Raw genomic sequence first — 22,191 nt, 5'->3', positions numbered from 1 at the left:
ATTCCCCCTGTGGGACGTGAATCGTTTTCGGCAGCATGGCAGGTCGACCCCGTGCGATGCCCCCCACCCTGCCCCGGGGGTGGGGGCGGTCGGTGGACCATCCCCGTGACCAGGCAGGCTGGAGGGCATGCGGGAACCATGGGTGGTGGGAGTCTCCGGCGCATCGGGCACGCCGTACGCGGCGGCGGTCGTCCGGGGGCTGCTCGACGCCGGCGAACCGGTGGACCTGGTCGTCTCCCGGGCCGCCCGGCTGACCATCCTCGACGAGACCGGGCGGGCCTTCCGCGACGGGCACTGGGCCGAGGACCTCGCCGCCTGGCTCGGCCGCGACCTGGGCGACGCCGACGTGCGGCACTGGCCCGCCGGCGATCTCGCCGCCGGCCCCAGCAGCGGCTCCTACCGGGTACGCGGAATGGCGGTGGTGCCGGCCAGCACGGCGGCCTGCGCCGGCATCGCGATCGGCCTGTCGAAGGACCTGTTGCAGCGGGCCGCCGAGGTCAACCTCAAGGAGCGCCGGCCGGTGGTGGTCGTGCCCCGGGAGACGCCGGTGACCCGCAGCCACCTGGAGCACCTGATCGCACTGCACGACGCCGGGGCGGTGGTGTTGCCGGCCAGCCCCGGCTTCTACGGTGCCGGGGCGTCCGCCTCCGCGCAGCAGCTCGTCGACTTCGTGGCCGGGAAGGTGCTCGACGCGCTGGGCGTGCCGCACACGCTGTTCCGCCGCTGGTCCGGCGAGCTGGGCGCCACCCGCTCCTGAACCACGTCCGGGGCCGGTGGTCAGCCCTGCCGCTGCGGGCTTCCGACGCCGGGACCGGTGGCGGGACGCGGGCCGGACTGGCCGGCCCGTGCCCGTCAGCGCACCTGCTCAGTACATCCCGGCATTGGCCGGGCCAGGGCCGGTCGACGCGGCGGGGCCGACGTTACGGGCCTTCCCCATCTCATCCGCCTCGTCCAGCATGCCCTCCCCCTCAAGCAGGGCCCGCACCTCGGATTCCCGAAACCGGCGATGCCCGCCTGGAGTCCGGATGCTGCCGATCCGGCCGGCCGCCGCCCAGCGCGTCACAGTTTTCGGGTCAACCCGAAACAGCGCGGCGACCTCACCCGGTGTCAGCAGGCGATCTCCAGTGTCCACAGCCCCCTCCTCGCGTCGACGAAGCCCCCGGCTGAACACACTGCCCCCGGCCGGTGCGAGCCCAGAGCCGTCATGAGGGACGTATGGCAATTACAGCACCAGCGACCTGGCCTGTCCGCCAAACGCGAAAAACGCACTGAGTGGGAAGTTAGTAAACTGGGGCGTCTCTGCTCTCCCTCGACCGAAGGTCTGCGGACACTCACCTACTGTCATGTGCAACGCATGCCGGGCGACCGGCGTTACGCCCCAACGACTAGGGTCACAGTCCGTGGACGCCATCGACCTGAGCCTCGTGGAGCTGTTGCAGGGCAACGCCCGACTCTCGTACGCCGAGCTGGCCCGCCAGGTCGGGCTCTCCGCCCCGGCCGTGCACGAGCGGGTCGGCAAGCTGGAGTCGGGCGGCGTCGTGCGGGCCTACCGGGCCGAGGTCGAGCCCGAGGCCATCGGCCTCGGCGTGACCGCGCTCATCGGCATCGTCGAGGACTCCGGCGGCGACACCGACGACGTGCTGGAGGCGTTCCGGCGGATGCCCGAGATCGAGTCCTGCTACTTCATGGCGGGAGTCGAGTCGTTCCTGCTCAAGGCCCGGGTCGGCACCATCGCCGAGCTGGAGCAGCTGATCGTGCGGCTGAACCGTACCCCCGGGGTGGCCTCCACCCGGACGGGCATCGCGCTGTCCACCAAGTGGGAGAACCGCCCGCAACCGCTCGCCCGCCCCGCGACCTGACCGGGCCGCGACCAGGGCCGATCCGCTTGCTACGTTTCCGAACATGACTCATCTCGACCGGTGCGACGAGGCCAGCCGGCGCTGGGTGACCGAGGCGATCGCCACGGTCGAGGCCGACGCCAACCGGTCCGCCGACACCCACCTGCTGCCGTTCCCGCTGCCCCGCGGGTGGGGCATCGACCTCTATCTCAAGGACGAGTCGGTGCACCCCACCGGCTCGCTCAAGCACCGGCTCGCCCGCTCCCTGTTCCTGTACGGGCTCTGCAACGGCTGGATCGGCCCCGGGACGACGATCGTCGAGGCGTCCTCCGGCTCGACGGCGGTCTCCGAGGCGTACTTCGCCCGGATGCTGGGGCTGCCGTTCATCGCGGTCATGCCGGCGTCCACCTCGCCCGAGAAGATCACCCAGATCGAGTTCCAGGGCGGGCGCTGCCATCTCGTCGACGACCCGGCCAAGGTGGTGGTCGAGGCGCGTTGGCTCGCCGAGGACTCCGGCGGGCACTTCATGGACCAGTTCACGTACGCCGAGCGGGCCACCGACTGGCGGGGCAACAACAACATCGCCGAGTCGATCTACGCCCAGCTCGCGCTGGAGCGGCACCCCGTGCCGGCCTGGATCGTCGTCGGGGCCGGCACCGGCGGCACCAGCGCCACCATCGGCCGCTACACCCGGTTCCGGCGGCTGCCCACCAAGCTCTGCGTGGTCGATCCGGAGAACTCGGCGTTCTACCCCGCCTGGCAGGCCGCCGACTGGGCGGTGTGCACCGGCCGGGGCTCGCGGATCGAGGGCATCGGCCGGCCCAGCGTGGAGGCGTCGTTCCTGCCCGCCGTGGTGGACCGGATGGTCCAGGTGCCCGACGCCGCCTCCCTGGCCGCCATGCGGGCCGGCTCGGCGCTGCTCGGCCGCCGCGTCGGCGGCTCCACCGGCACCAACCTGTGGGGCGCGTTCGGCCTGATCGCCGGGATGCTCGCGGAGGGCCGCACCGGCTCGGTGGTCACCCTGATCTGCGACCCGGGGGACCGGTACGCCGACACGTACTACGCCGACGACTGGGTGGCCGGGCAGGGCCTCGACCTCGCCCCGCACCTGGCCACCGTCGACCGCTTCCTGGCGACCGGCGCCTGGCCCGCGTAAAGCGCAAGGAAGGGCCCCCTGTTAACGCATTCTGTTGTACAGGGGACCCCTGTTAACACGGACCGCGCGGCCGTGGGCCCTCAGCGCGGGGCGATGCGTTCGGCCAGGCCCGGATAGCGCAGCACCCAGCCGCCCGGGTCGACGTCCAGCTCCGTGGTGAACGTCTCGCTGGCGAAGCGGACCCGGCCGGGCCCGAGCGCCGCGTAGACCTGCTCGGCGGGCAGCACCATCAGGCTGGGCACCTGCACCCACGCCACGGTGATCCGGTGCGCCGCCCCCGGCTCCGCCGCGCCCGGAGACGAGGTCGTGGTCGCGGCCGGGGCCAGCCCGAGCCGGCGTACCGGAAGGGTGTTGAACAGCGGCGAACCGCCCAGGTCGACGTCCACCGCGCCCGCCAGCCGGTCCGGATCGTCGAGGCCGGGCAGGCCGGCCGCCGGATGCCCGGCCGCCCGCAACGCCGCGTCCAGGTCGCCCTGCTCGGCGGCGGTCACCCGCCACCGGTCGCCTGCCGGCTCCAGGCGTACGCTCCGCTGCCAGCCCGCGCCCTCCGCCTCGACCTCCAGCCGGCTGGTCGCCCAGTCGGGCCCGACGGTCAGCCGGTACCGGCAGGTGTAGGGGATCGGGTCGACGGCGAGCACGACGCCCTGCGCGCCGAGCCCGGCGCCGTCGTCGAACACCACGTGCTCGCTGCCGGCGGTGTCCGTCCGGGCCCAGAACAGCGACTTCGGCATTGTCGGCATGAACCGGACATTACGGCACGCCGGACCGGCCGGCAGCGCAAGCGGAAACGCCGCCGCGGAGCGTGGGCTCCGCGGCGGCGTTCCGGTCGTCGTCAGAATCAGTGGGTACGCGCCGGCGGTCGCCCGCCGAAGCCGCGCCGATCGTCACGGGGCCGGTCGTCCCGTCCGCGTCCCTCGGGGCGGAAGCCGCCCCGCCGGTCGCCGGTACGCGGGTCCCCGCCCCGCTCGCCGAAGCCCCGCTCGCCGAAGCGGCGCTCGCCCGTGGGGCGGTCACCGGTGGGGCGGTCACCGGTGGGGCGGTCGCCGGTGGGCCGGTCGTCGTGGCGGCGGTCGCCGCCGGGCCGGTCGCCGTAGCGACGTTCCCCACCGGCGCGCTCGTCGAACCGACGCGGGCCGGCCGTCCGGTCGCCGAAGCGCCGCTCGCCGGTGGGCCGGTCACTGGTCGGCCGGTCGCCGTAGTGCCGCTCGCCGGTGGGCCGGTCGCCGTAGCGGCGGTCGCCACCGGAGCGGTCGTCGAACCGTCGCTCGCCGAAGCCCCGGTCGCCCCGGTCGTCGTGGCGGCGCTCGCCCGTCGGGCGGTCACCGAACCGGCGGTCCCCGCCGACGCGCTGCTCCCGATCGCCGTACCGCCGCTCGCCGGAGCCACGCTCGCTGGCGGGCCGGTCGCCGTAGCCGCGGTCGCTGGTCGGCCGGTCGCCGAAGCGGCGCTCGCCGGTGGGCCGGTCGCTGTAGCGGCGCTCGCCGAAGCTGCGTTCGCCGGTGGGCCGGTCGCCGTAGCGACGCTCGCCCCGGCCGTCCCGGTCGCCGTAGCGGCGTTCGCCCCGCTCCTCGAACCGGCGCGGACCGGCCGGACGGTCGCCGTGCCGGCGCGGGGCGGGCGGCTCGTCGCGGACCGGCACGCCGCTGGGCTCCTGGGCGCCGGTCAGCTCGGCCAAGGCCGGGTCGCCGGCCCGAACCCGGGTCTCCGCCGGCTCGACGCCGGCCTTCTGCAACATGGCGAGGGTGGTCCGGCGCTGCTTGGGCAGCACCAGCGTGGCCACCGCACCCGACTCGCCGGCCCGGGCGGTACGCCCCGCCCGGTGCAGGTAGTCCTTCGGGTCCTTCGGCGGGTCCACGTGCAGCACCAGGGAGACGCCGTCCACGTGGATGCCCCGGGCGGCGACGTCCGTGGCGACCAGCACACTCATCCGGCCCTCGCGGAACTCGGCCAGGGTCTTGGTACGCATCCGCTGCGTCTTGCCCCCGTGCAGCCCACCGGCCCGTACGCCGACGGCGGCGAGCTGCTCGACGAGCCGGTCCACCCCGAGCTGGGTGCGGGCGAAGAGCATCGTCCGGCCGGACCGGGCGGCGATGGACGCCGCCACGGCGAACTTGTCGTGCGGCGGGATCAGCAGCAGGTGGTGGTCCATCGTGGACACGGCGGCGGTAGCCGGGGCCGTCGAGTGGGTGACCGGGTCGGTCATGAACCGCTTGACCAGCGAGTCCACGTCACCGTCCAGGGTGGCGGAGAAGAGCAGCCGCTGGCTGCCGGCCGGCGTCTTGGCCAGCAGCTCGGTGACCTCCGGCAGGAAGCCCATGTCGGCCATCTGGTCGGCCTCGTCGAGCACGGTCACCTCGACGTCGTCGAGGTGGCAGACGCCCCGGTTGATCAGGTCGCCCAGCCGGCCGGGGGTGGCCACGATGATCTCCACGCCCCGCCGGAGCGCGTCGATCTGCCGGTCGTACGGCACGCCGCCGACGGCGGTCTTCAGGAAGATCCCGACCGCCTTGCCGAGTGGCACGAGCGCGTCGTTGACCTGCATGGCCAGCTCCCGGGTGGGCACCAGCACCAGGGCCCGGGGGTGCAGCGGGCGGGCCCGGTTGCGCTTGGCGAGCCGGGCGATCACCGGCAGGCCGAAAGCGAGGGTCTTGCCGGAGCCGGTCTGGCCCCGACCGAGGACGTCGCGCCCGGCGAGGGCGTCGGGCACGGTGGCCCGCTGGATCGGGAACGGCGTGGTGATGCCCAGCCGGTCGAGCGCCTGGACCAGCGACTCGGGCAGGCCGAGCGCGCCGAAGTCCACGGCGACGTCGGACTCGGCGTCGGGTTCGCCGGCGTCGGCCTCGGCCTCGGCGGGTTCGTCGGCGGCGGTTTCGAGCGCCGTGTCGTCGACGGTGGCGGTTTCGAGCGCCGTGTCGTCGACGGTGGCGGTTTCGAGCGCCGTGTCGTCGACGGCGGTGGTTTCGAGCGCCGCGTTGTCGTCGACGGTGTCGCGGGGGGCGGTCCCGGCGACGTCGGCGGAGCCGGTCTCGGCGGCGGGGGCGTCGGCCGGGTCGTTCGCCTCGGCCGTGGTGTCGAGGACGGACGGGAACGTGCTGGGGTCAGCAAACGTGGTCAAGAAATGCCTTTCGAGCGGGGCGCATCTTCGCGATGGCCTGCCGCAGCTGAACGCCGCCGGATCGCCCGCAAGATCGCCCATGGGCGCGCCTCACGCGCGCCGGGTCAAGGATCACGACAAGTGTACGGCGACAAGGCAAACCCGCCACCGTGCCACGAGACCGTAGTGGGCGGGCTCACCATCCCCGGCCGCTCAGCCGCCCTCCGGTCCGGCTCGGTGGCCTGTGCGGTCCGCTCAGGGCCGCCCACGCCCGCCGGGTCGTCTACCTGTCCGCGCGTGCCCCGCCGCCTGCTCAGCTGTTGAGGAGGCCGCCGACCAGCCCGTCCATCGCGTCGCCGGCCAGCAGCACGACGAGCACGCCGATCGCGACGAGCAGCCCGAGCGACGCCACCAGGACGATCAGCACCTTGGCGGTGCTGGATCGCGCGGCCGGGGCGTCCGTCCAGCCCTGGGCCAGGATGTGCCCGGTCAGCGAGCCGGAATTGTCCAGTTGGTTGCCGGTGGGCAGCGCGACCGTGGCGAAGCCCGGCCCGTCGGTGCCGTACGCGGTGCTGGCGAGGTCGGCCGTCCCCGGCTCCGGGCGAGGGGCGGGGCTGCCGACGGTGGCCCGGCCGCCGGGGGCCCCACCCGGGGGCGCGGTAGGCGCGTCCGGGGGCGCCACCGGCCAGGCGGTGGTCGGGGCCGCGCCGTACAGGCCGGACGCCGGCCGACCTGCGGCCGGCGGCCCCGATGCGGGAGCACCCGACGCCGGGACGCCCGATGCGGGAGCTGCCGAGGCGGGGACGCCCGAGACCGGGGCGGCCGGTGCCGGCGTCCTTGCCACGCCGCCGGCGGCGGGCGTGCCGTCGCGCTGGGTGGCCGGGTTGGTCGGCGGCGGCCAGGCCGGGAGCGCCGGGGCCGGCACGACAGGGGACTGCGCGGCGGGCGGCGACGCCGGTTCCGTCGGGAACGGCGGTGCGGCGTGGCCCGCTGGCCAGCCCGCGGGGGCCCCGGACGACGGCGGAGCTGACGACGGCGCGGAGCCGGCCGGGCCGGCCGGTGGCCAGGTCGGGGTGGCCGGCGCGGTCAGTGGTGGTGGCGGGAACGGCGGTGCCGGCATCGGGCCGGGCGGCGGCGGGGACGGCGGCACGGCCGGACCGGGCGGGGGAATCGGCGGGCCCGGCACGGGCGGCACCGGTCCGGGCGGAGGCACGGGCCCGGGCGTCGGCGGCGGCACGGCCGGGCCGGGCGGCGGGACCGGGGCGGGCGGGTACGGCCCGGGGGCCGGCGGCGTCGGCTCGGGGACCGGCGGGTTCGGCGACGGCGGCGGGGGACCCGGCACGGGCGGCGTGGGCGGGTTCGGCCCCGGAACGGGCGTGGGTGCCGGGGCGGGCTCCGGCTCCGGTGGCGAGGGCGGCCCGGCCGGCTTCGGAGGCTCGGCCGGCTCCGGGGGCCGGGCGGGCTCGGGCGGCTCGGGGCTCACCGGGGCCGACCGGTAGACCTTGGCGCTGCCGGGCTTCGCCGCGCCGGCCGCCTCCGCCCCGACGGCGCCTGCCGCCTCGTCGGCGGAGACCCGGTTCAGGCCGGGCACCGAGACGCTGGCCCGGGCGGACCCGCTGCCGCCGGCCCGCTGGCTCGGCACGCCAGCGCCGGTCCGGGCGCTGCCCGGGGCGGGTGCCACGCCGACGCCGGCGGCCGGTGTGGCACGGGCGTCCGGCGTGACGCCGCCGCCTTCGGCACCCGGTGTCGGCCCGGTGGCGGCGCCCCCGGTTGTCCCGCCGGGCGGCGTCGAAGGCCGTCCCGGGACGGAATCGAGCGCCGGGGCACCCGCGCGGTACGTGGTGCCGCTGCTGCCCGCGACCGGCAACGCGGAGCTGTCGGGCGGGACGGTCACGCCGGAGACGCTCACCCGGGCCCGCGCTGTCGCGGCGGGCACCGTCGCCCGTCCGGCCGACCCGGGCTGCGACCCGTCGGCCGGCGCGGTGCCGACCGGGGTGCGTGTGGAGCCGGCCGGGCCACCGCCCGGGGCGGGTGGGGATCCGGGGTCAAGCCGGGATCCGGGGTCGGTCGTTCCCGCCGGAACCTCTTGCTCGCCCATGGTCGTCCTCCGTGCCCACGCTCGCCTCCGGGCCCGAGGCGTCGGGCCGGAAGTGTATGGGTGTCACGGTGCCACATTCCCGCCCGGCAGCACAGCCGGAGTGGACGGATGCGCTCAGTCCGTCGTGCTCGTCGAGGGGTCCGGTGCGGCGCTGTCGCTCGGTGCCAGGCTGCTGGCCTGGGTGGTTGGCGCGGGCGACGGGGACGGGGTGTCCGACGGGCTCGGCGTCGGAGTCGGCGTCGGCGTCGGGCTCGCCGTCGTCGGCTTCGGCGACGGGGTCGTGGGCTTGGGCGACGGGGTGGTCGGCTTCGGCGTCGGAGAATTCGTCGGCTTGGGGGTGCTGGTGGGCTTCGGCGTGGTCGGAGCCGGGGTGGGGGTGGGCGTCGGGGCGGGCACCGCGCCGACCACGCGGGTCGCGGCGTAGAGCCGGGACCAACCCACCGTGCTGATCTTCACCGTCTGGCCCGTGGTGGGGGACTGCACCATCTTGCCGTTGCCGATGTACATCGCGACGTGGTGGATCGTCGTCCAGCTGCTGCCGGAGGCGAAGAACAGCAGGTCGCCGGGGAGCAGCGCGCTGCGGCTCACCGTGCGGCCCCGGGTCGCGTAGTACTGGTCGCGGGAGACCCGGGGCAGCTGGTTGTAGCCGGCCGACCGGTAGGCGGCCCACATCAGCCCGGAGCAGTCGAAGGCGTCCGGGCCCTCGGCGGCCCAGACGTACGGGTCGCCGAGCTGGGCCAGGGCGTAGCGGACGGCGGCCAGCGCGGTCGGGCTCGCGGTGAGGCCGTTGCTGCTCTGCCCGTCGACGTAGCCCGCGCCGAGCTGCTGCTCGAGGGCCTCCTGCTGGCGCTCCAGCTCGATGATCTGCGCGGCGTTGTCCTTGCGCAGCTTGAGCAGCTTCTTCTCCTGCTCGTGGAGGGACTTCTCCACGGCGGCGTACTGGTTTCGGACCGAACGCACCCGGGTGTCGGCGGCGAGCCACGCCTGGTAGGCGACCTGTTCGGCGGCGCGGGCGCGGGTCAGCTCGCCGGCTGCGGCGGTCGTCGCCCCCTCCGCCTCCTCGCCCCGGGTGATCTGCTGGAGCATGTTGAGCCCGTGGAGGTCCTCGGCGAACTCGCCGGGCGGCAGCGCGGCGGCGGCCTTGAGCGCGCCGGCCGCGGCGGCGTCGGCGCCCTCCTGGGCGCGGGCCAGGGCGTCGCGGGCCGCCTTCAGGTCCCGGTCGGCGGCGGCGAGCTGGGCCTCGGCGTCGGTGCGGGTCTGCCGCAGCCCGAGCAGTTGGTCGCCGAGGAGGCCCACCTGGGCCTCGGCGGCCGCGATGGCGGCGGCGAGCGGGCCGGTGCCGAGCGGCGTCACCGGCGCGCCGGCACCGGGGATGGCGGGGCTGTTCAGGCCGGGCACCGGGAGCCCGCCGACGGCGACGGGGCGGGAACCGGTGTCGGGCACGACGTTGGGCAGCGGCGGTTCGGCGTACGCGGGGGTGGCGAGCGCGGCCGTGGCCACGGCGCTGAGCAGGGCGGACCACAGCGCTGGCCGGAGCACCGGCGAGAACAGGGGCGCCCTCCGTCGCTGCCGTCGCTGTCGTCGCGTGCTCTGCACCATTCCGCTCCCCGTCCGGCGTGGGTGGGCGCCGCGCTCGGGTGGCGCGACGGCGGGGGCGGCCCCGAATGTGGCGCGCCCCACCCTGTCTTACCGCACCCGGGCAGTGATGTCGATGGCGTAACAGGTTACGAGCGGCTGAGAGTCCGGTGAGGTACGTCGCTGGGGTCGACCGCATCGGCGGTGGGTCGACGACCCGACGTAGGCTCGACGGGACCGCAGGTGGAAGGGACGTGGCTTTCGATGGACGCCGGACTCAAGCGCGAGCTCGAAGAGAAGGTGTACGCGGGCGAACGGTTGACCCGTGAGGACGGGATCGCCCTCTACGACAGCGACGACCTGACCTGGCTGGGCCGCCTGGCGCACCACCGGCGCACGGAGCTCAACGGCGACCGGGTGATGTTCAACGTCAACCGGCACCTCAACCTGACCAACGTGTGCAGCGCCTCCTGCGCGTACTGCTCGTTCCAGCGCAAGCCGGGCGAGAAGGACGCGTACACGATGCGCATCGACGAGGCGGTCCGCAAGGCCAAGGAGATGGAGGACGAGCAGCTCACCGAGCTGCACATCGTCAACGGCCTGCACCCGACGCTGCCCTGGCGCTACTACCCGAAGGTGCTGCGCGAGCTGAAGGCGGCGCTGCCGAAGGTCAACCTGAAGGCGTTCACCGCGACCGAGGTGCAGTGGTTCGAGAAGATCAGCGGCCTGGGCGCCGACGAGATCCTCGACGAGCTGATGGACGCCGGCCTGGAGTCGCTGACCGGCGGCGGCGCGGAGATCTTCGACTGGGAGGTCCGCCAGCACATCGTCGACCACGCCTGCCACTGGGAGGACTGGTCGCGGATCCACCGGCTGGCCCACTCGAAGGGCATGAAGACCCCGTCGACGATGCTCTACGGCCACATCGAGGAGCCCCGGCACCGGGTCGACCACGTGCTGCGGCTGCGCGAGCTGCAGGACGAGACGGGCGGCTTCCAGGTCTTCATCCCGCTGCGCTACCAGCACGACTTCGTCGACTCGGCGGACGGCAAGGTCCGCAACCGGATCCAGGCGCAGACCACGATGGCGTCGCCGGCCGAGTCGCTGAAGACGTTCGCGGTCTCCCGGCTGCTGTTCGACAACGTCCCGCACGTGAAGTGCTTCTGGGTGATGCACGGCCTGTCGGTGGCCCAGCTCTCGCTGAACTTCGGCGTGGACGACCTGGACGGCTCCGTCGTGGAATACAAGATCACCCACGACGCCGACTCGTACGGCACCCCGAACACCATGCACCGCGACGACCTGCTGCACCTGATCTGGGACGCGGGCTTCCGCCCGGTCGAGCGCAACACCCGCTACGAGATCGTCCGCGAGTACGACGGGCCCCCGTCGCTGGCGGAGCGCCGGTCCGAGCCGCAGCAGGTGTGGGCCTGAGCAGCCCGTACCCTCGTAGGTCATGAGCGAGTCGAGTCGGCAGGGTCAGGGCGGGTTCCCGCGGCGGGACGCCGACGGGCGGATCGTCGCCCTCGGTGACCTGCTGGGCATCAGCCTCGCCGGTCTGGTGATCGGCCTGCTCGCCCTGCTGCTGTTCGACTGGGGCTTCGCCACGGTGGGCGCGGGCGACTTCGGCCGGGCCAACGGCTGGCTGGCGATCATCCTGCCGGCCTGGCTCTACTGGGAGGACTTCCGGGCCTGGGAGTTCGGCGCGGCCCGCGTGGTGGCCGCGCTGGTGGCGGCCGGGCTGGCCGTGGTCGGTGGCCTGGTGGTGGCCGGGCTGGCCGACGGGCTGCCGCCGCTGCTGGGCGGCGGGCTCGGCGCGGCGGCCTTCACCGTGGTCTACGCGGTGGTCTGGTTTACCGGGGTCCACTGGCTGGCCCGCCGGACGGGCTGAACCCCGCCCGGCGGGGACAGCCGGGGCGAACCCTACGGGCCGGCCCCGCCGGCGGAGAACGGAGTGCGACGTGAGCGCGGCGGTCAAGTACACGCTGGGCCGGATCGGTCTGTTCGTGGTGGTCGTCGCGGCGCTCTGGCCGGTCGACCTGAACATCTTCCTGAAGCTCATGCTGGCGTTGGCGTTCTCCGCCGCGCTCTCGTTCTTCCTGCTGCGAAGCTGGCGGGACGAGATGGCCGGGGAGATGGCCGGGGCCGCCGAGCGCCGCCGGGCCGAGAAGGAGCGGCTGCGCTCCGCCCTGGCCGGCGACGACGAGCAGCCCGGCGACAAGAGCTGACGACCCCGCCGGTCACCAGTTGGTCGAGCCCGGGACCACCGGCCACGGCTGGTCCGCCGGCTTGATCAGGTACGCGATGCCGCCCGAGCCGCTGGCCACCTTCCCGTCGGCGCGGTAGCGCTTGGTGCGCAGCCAGATCTGCTCGAACTGCTCCCGCTGGTAGACGTTGCGTACCTCCGCGTTCGACGACGACGCCGGGTCGTTGACGATCACGTCGCCGTCGGCGGTGAAGCCGACGACCACGAAGAGGTGCCCGGAGGTGCCGTAGTTGGACCCGTCCAGCTCGGTGTCGAGGAAGGACTGCGAGGTGATCACCGGGATGCCGGCGGCGACGAAGCGTTCCACCTCGTCGAGGGAGTGCATCCGGGTCACCCGGGCGTCGATGTCGGGGAAGCTCGCGGCGTACGCGGTGTTGAACGGCCAGTTGCCCGCGCCCTCGTACTCGTAGTCCCAGGTCATCCGGGCGGCGTGGGCGACCTGCGGGTCGGTGTAGCCGGGGGTGACCCAGGCCAGGTCCTCGGCCGACGGGCCCCGGCCGTAGTACTCCAGCACCATCGTGGTCGACGTCGGGCTGCACCAGACCTGCCCGCCGCCGCCCCACTCGGGGTAGTTGCCCTTGTGGATCATCTGGGAGTGGGCGGGAACGGGCAGTTCCTTCCCCCAGGCGATCCCGCCCCGGCTCGGGGTGACGGTGAACCGGTCCGGCACGTTCGAGCTCATCGCGCCGAGCATCCGGACCCGGGGCGAGGCCGTCTGGCCGGGCTTGCGGTAGAGGCTGAGCCGCAGCTGGTACGACCGCAGCAGCACCCCGGCGTCGGCGTCGTCGATGGCGAACGTGTCCGTCCACACGCTCGACCACGGGTCGCCCTGACCGTCGAGGGTGGCCCGCTTGATGTCGGCGTCGCCGGAGGCCCACCGGCCCATGACGTACCAGGGGGTGCGGTCGCCGGTGTTGTACGTGCCCTGCAGCTCGACCTGGAGCCAGGTGCCCGCCGGGGTGTCGGCGTTCCACGAGGCGACCAGTTCGGTGGCGTCGAAGCCGATCCGGGTGGCCGGCGAGGTCCAGGTGGCGTACTCCCAGGTGCTGGTGGTGCCGGCGTGCTCGTCGGTGAACTCGGTCGTCCCGGCGGGTCGGCCGATGGTGATCCCGGCGCGGTGGCCGGGGACCGCCCGGGTGCCCCGGTGCGTGCCGGTACGCCAGTCGGGGTGGCGGGACCACTCCTGGAAGGTGATCTGCTCGTCGTGCTCGGCGGGCGGGTGGTGGCCGCCGGCGTGGGCGGGGACGGCCGTGCCGGCGAGGGCGAGGGTGGCGACGCCGGTGAGCGCGATCGCGCGTAGGGCAATGCTGGCCATGGGATCTCCGCGGGGTGAGGCGGGTCGGGGCATGCTTGCCGGTCACTATCCCGCCCGTCGGGAAGTTTCGCCAGATGTTCCCGCCAGGAAAATCCTTGCCGGCGTGAGGATGCGGTCGGGATGGATCGCGTAGCGAAAGATATTGATCTGACCATGTGACAGGTGGTGAAGTGTTGACCACGAGACGGGATCTCCCCGTACCCCCAGGAGGTTGTCCATGGCCTTCCGCACCCCGACCCGCCTGCGTCGCGCACTGGTGCTCGCCACCGCCGCCGGCCTGGGCCTCACCGTCGCCACCGGGCCGGTCTCCGCGCGCCCCGCCCCGGAGCCCGCCGCCGAGCCGGCCGCCGCCGAATACGACGTGCTCGGCGTACGCACCCTGGCCGCCCGCACCGCCATCGCCCGCACCGGCGCCGCTGTCGACGCCGCCGAGCACGGCATCCTGCACGTCACGGCGACCGACGCCGAGGCGGCGGCGATCAGGCGGCTCGGCTACCAGGTGGAGAAGCAGGCCCCCGTCCACGCAGACGGCGTCGGCACCACCGGCTTCCCGTCGGCCGACTCCAACTACCACGACTACGCCGAGCTGACCGCCGTGGTGAACAAGGTGGTCGCCGACCACCCGACCCTCGCCCGCAAGATCAGCATCGGCAAGTCGTACGAGGGCCGCGACCTGATGGCCGTCAAGATCTCCGACAACGTGGCCACCGACGAGGCCGAGCCGGAGATCCTGTTCAACTCGCAGCAGCACGCCCGCGAGCACCTGACCGTCGAGATGGCGATCTACCTGCTCAACCTGTTCACCGACAGCTACGGCAGCGACTCCCGGATCACCAACATCGTCAACACCCGGGAGATCTGGATCGTCCCCACCGTCAACCCCGACGGTAGCGAGTACGACATCGCCACCGGCTCCTACCGGTCCTGGCGCAAGAACCGCCAGCCCAACAGCGGCGCGTCGGCGGTCGGCACCGACCTGAACCGCAACTGGGGCTACAACTGGGGCTGCTGCGGCGGGTCCTCCGGGCTGCCGTCGTCGTCGACCTACCGGGGACCGTCCGCCTTCTCCGCCCCCGAGACGAAGGCGCTGCGTGACTTCGTCAACAGCCGGGTCGTCGGCGGCGTCCAGCAGATCAAGGCCAACATCGACTGGCACACGTACTCGCAGCTCGTGCTCTGGCCCTTCGGCTACACGACGGCGAACACCACCACCGGCATGACGGCGGACCAGTACAACACCTTCGCCACGCTCGGCCAGCAGATGGCGGCCACCAACGGCTACACCCCCGAGCAGTCCAGCGACCTCTACATCACCGACGGCGACAGCCTCGACTGGATGTGGGCGACGCACGGCATCTGGGCGTACACCTTCGAGATGTACCCCGGCTCGTCCGGCGCCGGCGGCGGCTTCTACCCGCCCGACGAGGTCATCCCGGCCCAGACCTCGCGCAACAAGGAGGCGGTGCTGCTGCTCTCCGAGTACGCCGACTGCCCCTACCGGGTGATCGGCAAGCAGGCCCAGTACTGCGCCTGACCCGCCCGTGGTGCGGGGCCCCGTCCGGGGCCCCGCACCCGTGTCGGTGTCGTCACGCCGGGTCATAGTCCCTAGATCAACGAGGTGTCGCCGGGGCGTGCGCTACGGTGGCACCGACCAAACCGCAGCGAAGCCGGTGCGAATCCGGCGCTGTCCCGCAACTGTGATGCCCCACCCGCGGCGTCCGGTCCTCCGGCCGCCGTCGACCCAGGCGTCGGCCGGCCGGCCGACGCCGACGTGTGTGGGGCGAGCCAGGTCGCCTGCGGCACGGTCGCGACACGCGCTCTCGAGGAAGGGCGCCTCGCGGACGGGCACCCCACCAGGCTCCTGTCGGCGAAGCACCACGCTCCTCGACCGACAGGAGGACCAGTGTTCCGACGTACCCCCCGGCTCTTCGCCGCGACCCTCGCGGTGGCCGCGCTCGCGCTCGGCGCGTGCGCCGAGAAGAGCCCCGACGAAGCCCCCACCCCCGGTGGCACCTCGGCCGCCGCCGCCTTCCCGGTCACCGTCGGCAAGCTCACGCTCGACAAGCGACCCGAGAAGATCGTCTCGCTCTCGCCGACCGCGACCGAGATGCTCTTCGCCATCGGCGCCGGCAAGCAGGTCACCGCCGTCGACGACCAGTCCAACTACCCGCCGGACGCGCCGAAGAGCGACCTGTCCGGTTTCCAGCCCAACGCCGAGGCCATCGCCGGCAAGAGCCCCGACCTGGTGGTGCTCTCCAACGACACCAACAAGATCGTCGATCAGCTCACCACGCTGAAGATCCCGGTGCTGCTCACCCCGGCGGCGACCACCCTGGAGGACACCTACCGGCAGATCATCGAGCTCGGCACGTTGACCGGCCACCCCAACGAGGCCGCCAGCGTCAACAACCGGATGAGGGACGACATCGCCAAGCTCACCAAGGACCTGCCGCAGCGGTCGGCGAAGCTGACCTACTACCACGAGCTGGGCCCGGAGCTGTACAGCGCGACCAGCAAGACCTTCATCGGCTCGATCTACGCCCTCGCCGGGCTGGAGAACATCGCCGACGCCTCCGACGCCGACGGCAAGAACGGCGGATACCCGCAGCTCTCCCAGGAGATCATCGTCAAGGCGAACCCCGACTTCGTCTTCCTGGCCGACACCAAGTGCTGCAAGCAGAGCCCGGAGACGGTCAAGGCGCGCAGCGGCTGGGCCGGCGTCACCGCCGTCAAGAACAACCAGATCGTCGCGCTCGACGACGACATCGCCTCCCGCTGGGGCCCCCGGGTCGTCGACCTGCTCCGGGCCGTCGTCGACGCCGTCGCCAAGGTGCCGGCGTGACCCTCGCCGCGGGGCGTGTTGCGCGCGGTGCGGGGCGTGTTGCGCGCGGTGCGGGGCGTGTTGCGCGCGGTGCGGGGAGTGCTGCGCGCGGTGCGGGGCGTGCTGCGCGCGGTGCGGGGCGTGCTGCGCGCGGTGCGGGGCGTTAAGAAGGGGCCCCTGCTATGCAGAAAGCGTTAACAAGGGGCCCCTCCTTCGCGCAGCGGCCGGCCGGGCTGCGGCCCGGCTGGCTCGCCGCGGGGGTCGCCGCCGTGCTCGTCGCGCTCGTCGCCGGAGTCTCCCTCGGCCCGGTCAGCCTGCCCCCCGGCAGCGTCGCCGCCGAACTGCTCAACCTCCTGCCCGGCGTACGCCTCGACAGCGGGCTGAGCGAACGCGAGATCGCCATCGTCACCGAGCTGCGGCTGCCCCGGGTCGTGCTCGGGCTGCTCGTCGGCGGCCTGCTCGCCCTGGCCGGCGGCTGCTACCAGGGCGTGTTCCGCAACCCGCTGGCCGACCCGTACCTGCTCGGGGTGGCGGCCGGGGCCGGGCTCGCCGTCACCGCCGTGATCTCCCTCGGGGCCGGGGCGGGCGGCGCGCTGACCGGGCTCCCGCTCACCATCCCCCTCGCCGCGTTCGTCGGCTCGCTCGGCGCGGTCGCCATGACGTACCTGCTCGGGGTGGCCGGCGGGCGGGGGCGCTCCACGGCCACCCTGATCCTGGCCGGGGTGGCCGTGTCCGCGTTCCTCTCCGCCGGGCAGACGTACCTGCTCCAGCGCAACTCCGACAGCATCCAGCAGGTCTACTCGTGGCTGCTCGGCCGGCTGGCCACCGCCGGCTGGCACGACGTCCGGCTCGTCCTGCCGTACTTCCTGCTCACCACCGTCGTGGTGCTGCTGCACCGGCGCGAGCTGGACGTCCTCTCCGTCGGCGACGACGAGGCCAGCAGCCTCGGCCTGCACCCGCAGCGCTCCCGCTACCTGCTGATCGCGGCCGCGTCGCTCGGCACCGCCGCCGCCGTCTCCGCGTCCGGGCTGATCGGCTTCGTCGGGATCATCGTCCCGCACACCGTGCGGCTGCTCGCCGGCTCCAGCTACCGGGTGATCCTGCCGCTGTCCCTGCTGTTCGGCGGGGCGTTCCTGGCGCTGACCGACGTGGTCGCCCGGACCGCCGCCGCCCCCGCCGAGGTGCCCATCGGCGTGGTCACCGCGCTGCTGGGCGGCCCGTTCTTCGTCCTGGTGCTGCGCACCGCCCGCCGGGTGCTCACGTGAGCGCCCCGTCGGCCGACGACCCGTCGCCGGGTGCCGCGCCCGCGGTCGAGGTGTGTGGCCTGCGGGTCAGCCTGGACGGCGCGCCGATCCTGGCCGGCGTCGACCTGACCGTCGAGCGGGGCGAGTGGGTCACCGTGATCGGCCCGAACGGCGCCGGCAAGTCGACCCTGCTGCGCGCGCTCGGCGGCCTGCTGCCCGCGCCGGGCGCGATCCGCATCTTCGGTACGCCGAGCGAGGCGCTGCGCCGCCGCGAGCGGGCCCGGGTGGTGGCCACCGTCGCGCAGTCCCCGGTCGTCCCGGCCGGCATGACCGTCTTCGACTACGTGCTCCTCGGCCGCAGCCCGTACGTCCCGCCGTTGGGCCGGGAGTCCGCCGCCGACCTGGCCGCCGTGCGGGACGTGCTGGACCGCCTCGACCTCGGCGGCTTCGGCCGCCGCGAGCTGGCCACCCTCTCCGGCGGCGAGCGGCAGCGGGTCTTCCTGGCCCGGGCGCTGGCGCAGGGGGCGACCCTGCTGCTGCTCGACGAGCCGACCAGCGCCCTCGACATCGGCCATCAGCAGGAGGTGCTCGAACTGGTCGACCAGCTCCGCCGCGAGCACGGCCTCACCGTCCTCGCCACCATGCACGACCTCTCCCTGGCCGGCGAGTACGCCGACCGGATGGTCCTGCTCGCGGCGGGCCGGGTGGCCGCCGCCGGCCCGCCGCGCGACGTGCTCACCGAGGACCTGCTGGCGACGCACTACCGCGCCTCCGTCCGCGTCCTGCCCGGCGAGCACGGCCCGCTGGTGGTCCCGGTCCGCCCCCGCTGAGTCGCAAGGAAGGGCCCCCTGTTAACGCTTTCTGTATAGGAAGGGGCCCCTGCAAACAAGCCGCTGGCCGTCAGCCGCGCGCGGGGCGGGCGATGACCGAGAACAGCGCGCCCTCGGGGTCGCGCAGCGCGGCGAGGCGGCCCTGCGGGGTGTCGTGGGGCGGCACCAGGACGGAACCGCCCAGCTCGGCGGCCCGCGCGGCGGTGGCGTCGGCGTCGGCCACGGCGAAGTACACGGTCCAGTACGCCGGCAGGTCGGCCGGGAAGTCGTCGGCCAGCGGCGGCATCATCCCGCCGACGATCCGTTCGCCGCACCGCCAGCCGGTGTAGGGGGAGTCGCCGACCTCCGGCGGGACCGGCCCCGCCGGCTGTTCCTCCGGGTGCCAGCCGAAGACCAGCTCGTAGAAGACCTTCGCGCCCTCCGGGTCGGGGGTGACCAGCTCGTTCCAGCTCATCGCCCCGGGGGTGTCGAAGAGTTCCGCCCCGGGGTGGGCCATCGGCTGCCAGACGCTGAACACCGCGCCGGCCGGGTCGGCGAAGACCGCCATCCGGCCCTGGTCGAACACGTCGAACGGGGCGACCAGCACCTGCCCGCCGGCCGCCTCGACGCGGGTCGTGACCAGGTCCGCGTGGTCGGTCGCCACGTACGTCGACCAGATCGGCACCTGGTCCGGCGCGGCGGGCGGACCGGCCCCGGCCACGGCGCGCCCGCCGAGCAGGAACGTGGTGTAGCCGGCGGCCTCCGGCTGCGGGGCGATCCGGGTGGTCCAGCCGAACAGTTCCGGGTAGAAGCGCCGGGCGTCCGCCAGGCCCGGGGTGGCCAGGTCGGCCCAGCACGGCGTGCCCGGCGGTACGCTGCTCACGCTGACCCCTCTCCACAGGTGGCGGCCCGGCGGGACGCCCTGCCCGCATCCTGGCACCGCAACCCGATGGAACGGGCTCAAACGGGACGAATAACCCCAGCCGGGCGGCGCTCGCCGGCCCCGGCCCGCGCCCCACGGCCGGCCCGAACAGCGCTCCACGGCGCGGGTCGTCAGCGGAAGCGACGGCCCTCGTCGCGCCGGTACGCCCAACCGGCGAGCGCCGCCAGCGCCACCACCCAGACGCCGAGCATCACCACCGACACCGGCGCGGGACGCCAGTCGCCGACCGCCGCCCACATCAGCTCGACCGCGCCCCGCGTCGGCAGGTACGGCGCGATCGCCCTGACGAAGGCGGGCGCGGCGTCCGGCGCGGAGAGCAGGCCGCCCCCGAACGCCAGCGGAAAGAAGACGATCTGGGCCACCACGATCGCCGCCTTGCTCGGCAGCGCGTACCCGATGGCGAGGCCCATCAGCGTGAACGGCACGGAGATCAGCCCGACCACGACGACGGCCAGGACGAACGCCCCGGGGCTGATCCGGGCGTCGGTGAACAGCGCCGCGATCACCACCACCGGGAGCAGGGAGAGGAAGGTCAGCGCCAGGCCCGCGAGCACCCGTCCGGCGAAGGCCGGCGCCGCCCCGGCCGGCAGGGTCCGGGTGTACGGGTTCCAGGGCTGGTCGCGGTCCTCGGCGACGCCCACGCCGTACTGGAAGATGTTGGCGCTCATCACCGCGAACGTGACCATCGCGGCGGTGGCGTAGGTGGCGCCCGTCGGGTCGTCCCCGGCGAACGGGACCACGAAGAAGAGCATCGCCACGGCCGGGAAGAAGGCGCTGCCGAAGACCGCCACCGGGATGCGGAGCGTCTGCAACAGCTGGTAGCGGGCGTGCACGAGGGCGAGTCTCATGGGGATCGGTCTCCTCACGCGGCGGTGGCCTGCTGGCCCGGGACAGTGACGGTGTCCTGCCCGCCCGGGGCGGTGATGGCCAGGAACGCCTCCTCCAACGAGGTGGGGCGCACCTCCAGGTCGCGGAAGGACACCCCGCTGGCCACCAGCTCCCGGACCAGCCGGTCGGCGTCGGTGGTGAGCAGGTGGGTGCGGTCGTCGACCTGCTCGACGCGGACCACGCCCGGCAGGTCCGGCAGGTCGCCCGCGACCAGGCTGACCCGGCGTACGCCGACCACCGAGCGGATCGCCGCCGTGGTGTCGTCGGCCAGCACCCGGCCCTGCCCGATCACCACCACCCGGTGCGCGAGCGCCTCCACCTCCTCCAGGTAGTGGCTGCTCAGCAGCACGGTGCCGCCGTCGGCGTGGAAGCCGCGGATCGCCTCCCACAGGGTGTGCCGGGCCTCGACGTCGAGCCCGGTGGTCGGCTCGTCGAGGAGCACCAGCCGGGGCCGGCCGACGAAGGCGAGCGCCACGGCCAGCCGCCGCCGCTGGCCGCCGGAGAGCCCGCCGGTCTGCCGGCGTGCCTGATCGGTGAGGCCGAACCGGTCGAGCAGCTCGCCCCGGGGGACCGGGTCCGGGTAGTGCGCGGCGACGAAGTCGACCACCTCGCCGACCCGCAGGGTGGCCGGCAGCCCGGTCTCCTGCGGGGTCACCCCGACCTGCAGGCGGTGGGCGGGGTCGCGCGGGTCGCCGCCGAACAGCTCGACCCGCCCGGCGGTGGGCCGGCGCAGCCCGACGAGCAGGTTGAGCAGGGTGCTCTTGCCGGCGCCGTTCGGCCCGAGCAGGCCGACCAGCTCACCCGCGCGCACGTCGAGGTCGACCCGGTCGAGAGCGAGCACGTCGCCGTACCGGCGGGTGGCCTGGTCGGCGCGGGCGAGGATCATCGGTGCTCCTTTGGTCGGGCCGGCGGACACGGTCGGCCGTCCCCTTCGGTGTACTCCCCTCGCGCCACCGGGGGCAGGGTCCATCGGCCGTATGGTGACCGCCGGAGTGACCGTGCCGGGCCGGCGCGGAGGTCAGCGGGGCAGGGGCCGGGTCAACGCCGGGCTCCCCGGCGCCGGGGTCGCCGGCAGCGGGGCCGGCAGCGGGGTCGCCGGGGTCGGCGTCCGGGTCGCGCCCGCCGACCGCGCGGTGACCGCACCGGACAGGGCGGTGACCAGGAACGCGCCGGTGGCGGCCCCGATCGGGTCGGGCTGGCCCGGCACCTGGTAATGGGTGACGTTCGTGCCGAGCGTCACCTGGCGGGAGCCGTCGGGGGCGTGCAGCGAGATCGTGGCGTGCCCGAAGACCGCCCCGTCGTGCCCCCAGAACCGGCCGCCGGGCAGCGCCAGCCACAGCAGGCCGAGGCCGTACCCGCCGGCCTCCGGCTGCGCCGGGTCCAGCGGCACGGTGGTCCGCATCCGGGCCAGCTCGGCCGGGCGCAGCAGCCGGCCCCCGAGCAGCGCGCGGAAGAACCGGTTGAGGTCGGCCGCCGTGGAGACCAGCGCGCCGGCCGTCCACGCCCACGACATGTTCGCCACGCTGAAGTCGCGGAGCTGGCCGTCGTACCAGGGCAGGTACGCCTCGCTGTGCGGCCCGGCGATCCGGGTCCGCCGCCCCGGGAAGTACGTCTGGTGCAGCCCCAGCGGCCGGATGACCCGCCGGTGCACCTCGTCGGCCGCGCCGCGGCCGGTCACCCGCTCGACGACCAGGCCGGCCAGGATGTAGTTGGTGTTCGAGTACGCGAACCCCGCCCCCGGCGCCCCGGTGCGGGGCTCGCCGAGCCCGATCCGGACGAGCTGGTCCGGGGTGAACGTGGTGAACCGGAGCCGCTCGACGTCGTATCCGCTGGTGAACAGCACGGTGTCGTAGTCGCCGATGCCGCTGGTGTGGTTGAGCAGCATCTCGACGGTGACCCCGGGCACGGCGTACTCCGGGAGGTAGCGGCCGAGCGGGGCGTCGAGCGCCACCCGGCCCTCGCCGGCCAGGCGCAGCAGCGTGGCGGCCACGAACGTCTTCGTGATGCTGCCGACCCGGTGCTGGAGGCCGGGCCGCATCGGTCGCCCGGTGTCGAGATCGGCGATGCCGCTCGCGCCGCGCCACCGGTCCCGGCCGTCGCGGGCCTCGGCGAACACCCCCACCATGCCGGCGTCGGTGATCGCG

Annotated in this window: 20 protein-coding genes and 1 pseudogene; 11 read left to right on the top strand and 10 right to left on the bottom strand. The window is 74.3% G+C overall.

Translation table 11 applies throughout. The annotated features are described in order from the left end of the window. The first annotated feature begins 127 nt into the window (after nt 1-127). Entirely contained in the window at nt 128-757 is a 630-nt protein-coding gene (locus tag ACVMYR_RS02620; RefSeq protein WP_043961350.1) for a UbiX family flavin prenyltransferase, read from the top strand. Between the two features lie 108 nt (nt 758-865). Here the strand turns inward: ACVMYR_RS02620 and ACVMYR_RS02615 are convergent, their stop codons facing one another. Beyond that, entirely contained in the window at nt 866-1,132 is a 267-nt protein-coding gene (locus tag ACVMYR_RS02615) for a BldC family transcriptional regulator (RefSeq protein ID WP_043961351.1), read from the bottom strand. Between the two features lie 268 nt (nt 1,133-1,400). On the opposite strand from ACVMYR_RS02615, the gene ACVMYR_RS02610 reads away from it, so the two are divergent. After that, the gene (locus ACVMYR_RS02610; RefSeq protein WP_091279612.1) at nt 1,401-1,859 is read left to right on the top strand and encodes an Lrp/AsnC family transcriptional regulator; all 459 of its coding nucleotides are present in this window, start codon (nt 1,401-1,403) and stop codon (nt 1,857-1,859) included. Nucleotides 1,860-1,902: 43 nt separating this feature from the next. Then, nucleotides 1,903-2,994, top strand: a complete 1,092-nt coding sequence (cds1, locus tag ACVMYR_RS02605; RefSeq protein ID WP_457121027.1) for an L-cysteine desulfhydrase Cds1 — start codon at nt 1,903-1,905, stop codon at nt 2,992-2,994. Nucleotides 2,995-3,074: 80 nt separating this feature from the next. Here the strand turns inward: cds1 and ACVMYR_RS02600 are convergent, their stop codons facing one another. The 3 genes from ACVMYR_RS02600 to ACVMYR_RS02590 form a co-directional block, all read right to left on the bottom strand. Beyond that, nucleotides 3,075-3,734, bottom strand: coding sequence for a putative glycolipid-binding domain-containing protein (locus tag ACVMYR_RS02600; RefSeq protein WP_228986476.1), 660 nt, complete (start codon nt 3,732-3,734; stop codon nt 3,075-3,077). A 98-nt stretch (nt 3,735-3,832) separates the two neighbouring features. Continuing rightward, entirely contained in the window at nt 3,833-6,109 is a 2,277-nt protein-coding gene (locus ACVMYR_RS02595; protein ID WP_457121026.1) for a DEAD/DEAH box helicase, read from the bottom strand. 292 nt (nt 6,110-6,401) lie between these two features. Next, complete coding sequence (locus ACVMYR_RS02590) at nt 6,402-6,770, bottom strand: hypothetical protein (RefSeq protein WP_233166684.1); 369 nt, start codon at nt 6,768-6,770, stop codon at nt 6,402-6,404. 193 nt (nt 6,771-6,963) lie between these two features. Here ACVMYR_RS02590 and ACVMYR_RS02585 point away from each other — a divergent pair, with 193 nt between their 5' ends. Continuing rightward, the gene (locus ACVMYR_RS02585) at nt 6,964-7,587 is read left to right on the top strand and encodes a hypothetical protein (RefSeq protein ID WP_457121025.1); all 624 of its coding nucleotides are present in this window, start codon (nt 6,964-6,966) and stop codon (nt 7,585-7,587) included. 713 nt (nt 7,588-8,300) lie between these two features. Here ACVMYR_RS02585 and ACVMYR_RS02580 read toward each other — a convergent pair. Next, nucleotides 8,301-9,785 carry a C40 family peptidase gene (locus ACVMYR_RS02580; RefSeq protein WP_228986479.1) on the bottom strand — a complete coding sequence of 495 codons (1,485 nt, stop codon included), beginning with the start codon at nt 9,783-9,785 and terminating at the stop codon, nt 8,301-8,303. A 240-nt stretch (nt 9,786-10,025) separates the two neighbouring features. Here ACVMYR_RS02580 and mqnE point away from each other — a divergent pair, with 240 nt between their 5' ends. From mqnE to ACVMYR_RS02565, 3 genes are all read left to right on the top strand, one after another. Further along, nucleotides 10,026-11,195 (top strand): aminofutalosine synthase MqnE, encoded by a 1,170-nt coding sequence (gene mqnE, locus ACVMYR_RS02575; RefSeq protein WP_077935631.1) that lies wholly within the window; start codon nt 10,026-10,028, stop codon nt 11,193-11,195. Between the two features lie 22 nt (nt 11,196-11,217). Continuing rightward, nucleotides 11,218-11,652, top strand: coding sequence for a hypothetical protein (locus tag ACVMYR_RS02570; protein ID WP_077935632.1), 435 nt, complete (start codon nt 11,218-11,220; stop codon nt 11,650-11,652). 70 nt (nt 11,653-11,722) lie between these two features. After that, the gene (locus ACVMYR_RS02565; RefSeq protein WP_091279593.1) at nt 11,723-11,989 is read left to right on the top strand and encodes a DUF4229 domain-containing protein; all 267 of its coding nucleotides are present in this window, start codon (nt 11,723-11,725) and stop codon (nt 11,987-11,989) included. Nucleotides 11,990-12,001: 12 nt separating this feature from the next. Here the strand turns inward: ACVMYR_RS02565 and ACVMYR_RS02560 are convergent, their stop codons facing one another. Continuing rightward, complete coding sequence (locus ACVMYR_RS02560; protein ID WP_457121024.1) at nt 12,002-13,342, bottom strand: peptidase C39 family protein; 1,341 nt, start codon at nt 13,340-13,342, stop codon at nt 12,002-12,004. A gap of 217 nt (nt 13,343-13,559) precedes the next feature. Here ACVMYR_RS02560 and ACVMYR_RS02555 point away from each other — a divergent pair. The 4 genes and pseudogenes from ACVMYR_RS02555 to ACVMYR_RS02540 form a co-directional block, all read left to right on the top strand. Then, nucleotides 13,560-14,870 (top strand): annotated as a pseudogene (locus tag ACVMYR_RS02555) (M14 family metallopeptidase); the annotation flags it as partial. Nucleotides 14,871-15,245: 375 nt separating this feature from the next. Continuing rightward, a complete protein-coding gene (locus tag ACVMYR_RS02550) occupies nt 15,246-16,184 on the top strand; it encodes an ABC transporter substrate-binding protein (protein WP_396788694.1) in 939 nt (312 codons plus the stop codon). A gap of 161 nt (nt 16,185-16,345) precedes the next feature. Further along, the gene (locus ACVMYR_RS02545; protein WP_091279579.1) at nt 16,346-17,428 is read left to right on the top strand and encodes a FecCD family ABC transporter permease; all 1,083 of its coding nucleotides are present in this window, start codon (nt 16,346-16,348) and stop codon (nt 17,426-17,428) included. Next, on the top strand, nt 17,425-18,237 hold the full coding sequence (locus tag ACVMYR_RS02540) for an ABC transporter ATP-binding protein (protein ID WP_091279576.1): 813 nt from the start codon (nt 17,425-17,427) through the stop codon (nt 18,235-18,237). Before ACVMYR_RS02545 ends, ACVMYR_RS02540 begins: the two co-directional genes overlap by 4 nt. 70 nt (nt 18,238-18,307) lie before the next feature. On the opposite strand, the gene ACVMYR_RS02535 is transcribed toward ACVMYR_RS02540, so the two are convergent. From ACVMYR_RS02535 to ACVMYR_RS02520, 4 genes are all read right to left on the bottom strand, one after another. Next, nucleotides 18,308-19,099 (bottom strand): VOC family protein, encoded by a 792-nt coding sequence (locus ACVMYR_RS02535; RefSeq protein ID WP_457121023.1) that lies wholly within the window; start codon nt 19,097-19,099, stop codon nt 18,308-18,310. Nucleotides 19,100-19,269: 170 nt separating this feature from the next. Further along, on the bottom strand, nt 19,270-20,007 hold the full coding sequence (locus ACVMYR_RS02530) for an ABC transporter permease (protein WP_077935640.1): 738 nt from the start codon (nt 20,005-20,007) through the stop codon (nt 19,270-19,272). A 14-nt stretch (nt 20,008-20,021) separates the two neighbouring features. After that, entirely contained in the window at nt 20,022-20,933 is a 912-nt protein-coding gene (locus ACVMYR_RS02525) for an ABC transporter ATP-binding protein (RefSeq protein ID WP_396788696.1), read from the bottom strand. Nucleotides 20,934-21,065: 132 nt separating this feature from the next. Further along, complete coding sequence (locus ACVMYR_RS02520; RefSeq protein WP_096761555.1) at nt 21,066-22,172, bottom strand: serine hydrolase domain-containing protein; 1,107 nt, start codon at nt 22,170-22,172, stop codon at nt 21,066-21,068. Between the last annotated feature and the right edge of the window lie 19 nt (nt 22,173-22,191).

This window comes from Micromonospora sp. PTRAS2 (assembly GCF_054052245.1).
This window is presented reverse-complemented; position numbering and strand designations above follow the sequence as displayed.

Coding starts and splice junctions, on each gene's coding strand:
- ACVMYR_RS02620 (WP_043961350.1), top strand. CDS start 128: ATGCGGGAACCATGGGTGGTGGGAGTCTCCGGCGCATCGGGCACGCCG.
- cds1 (WP_457121027.1), top strand. CDS start 1,903: ATGACTCATCTCGACCGGTGCGACGAGGCCAGCCGGCGCTGGGTGACC.
- ACVMYR_RS02600 (WP_228986476.1), bottom strand. CDS start 3,734: ATGCCGACAATGCCGAAGTCGCTGTTCTGGGCCCGGACGGACACCGCC.
- ACVMYR_RS02580 (WP_228986479.1), bottom strand. CDS start 9,785: ATGGTGCAGAGCACGCGACGACAGCGACGGCAGCGACGGAGGGCGCCC.
- mqnE (WP_077935631.1), top strand. CDS start 10,026: ATGGACGCCGGACTCAAGCGCGAGCTCGAAGAGAAGGTGTACGCGGGC.
- ACVMYR_RS02570 (WP_077935632.1), top strand. CDS start 11,218: ATGAGCGAGTCGAGTCGGCAGGGTCAGGGCGGGTTCCCGCGGCGGGAC.
- ACVMYR_RS02560 (WP_457121024.1), bottom strand. CDS start 13,342: ATGGCCAGCATTGCCCTACGCGCGATCGCGCTCACCGGCGTCGCCACC.
- ACVMYR_RS02545 (WP_091279579.1), top strand. CDS start 16,346: ATGCAGAAAGCGTTAACAAGGGGCCCCTCCTTCGCGCAGCGGCCGGCC.
- ACVMYR_RS02530 (WP_077935640.1), bottom strand. CDS start 20,007: ATGAGACTCGCCCTCGTGCACGCCCGCTACCAGCTGTTGCAGACGCTC.
- ACVMYR_RS02525 (WP_396788696.1), bottom strand. CDS start 20,933: ATGATCCTCGCCCGCGCCGACCAGGCCACCCGCCGGTACGGCGACGTG.
- ACVMYR_RS02520 (WP_096761555.1), bottom strand. CDS start 22,172: ATGGTGGGGGTGTTCGCCGAGGCCCGCGACGGCCGGGACCGGTGGCGC.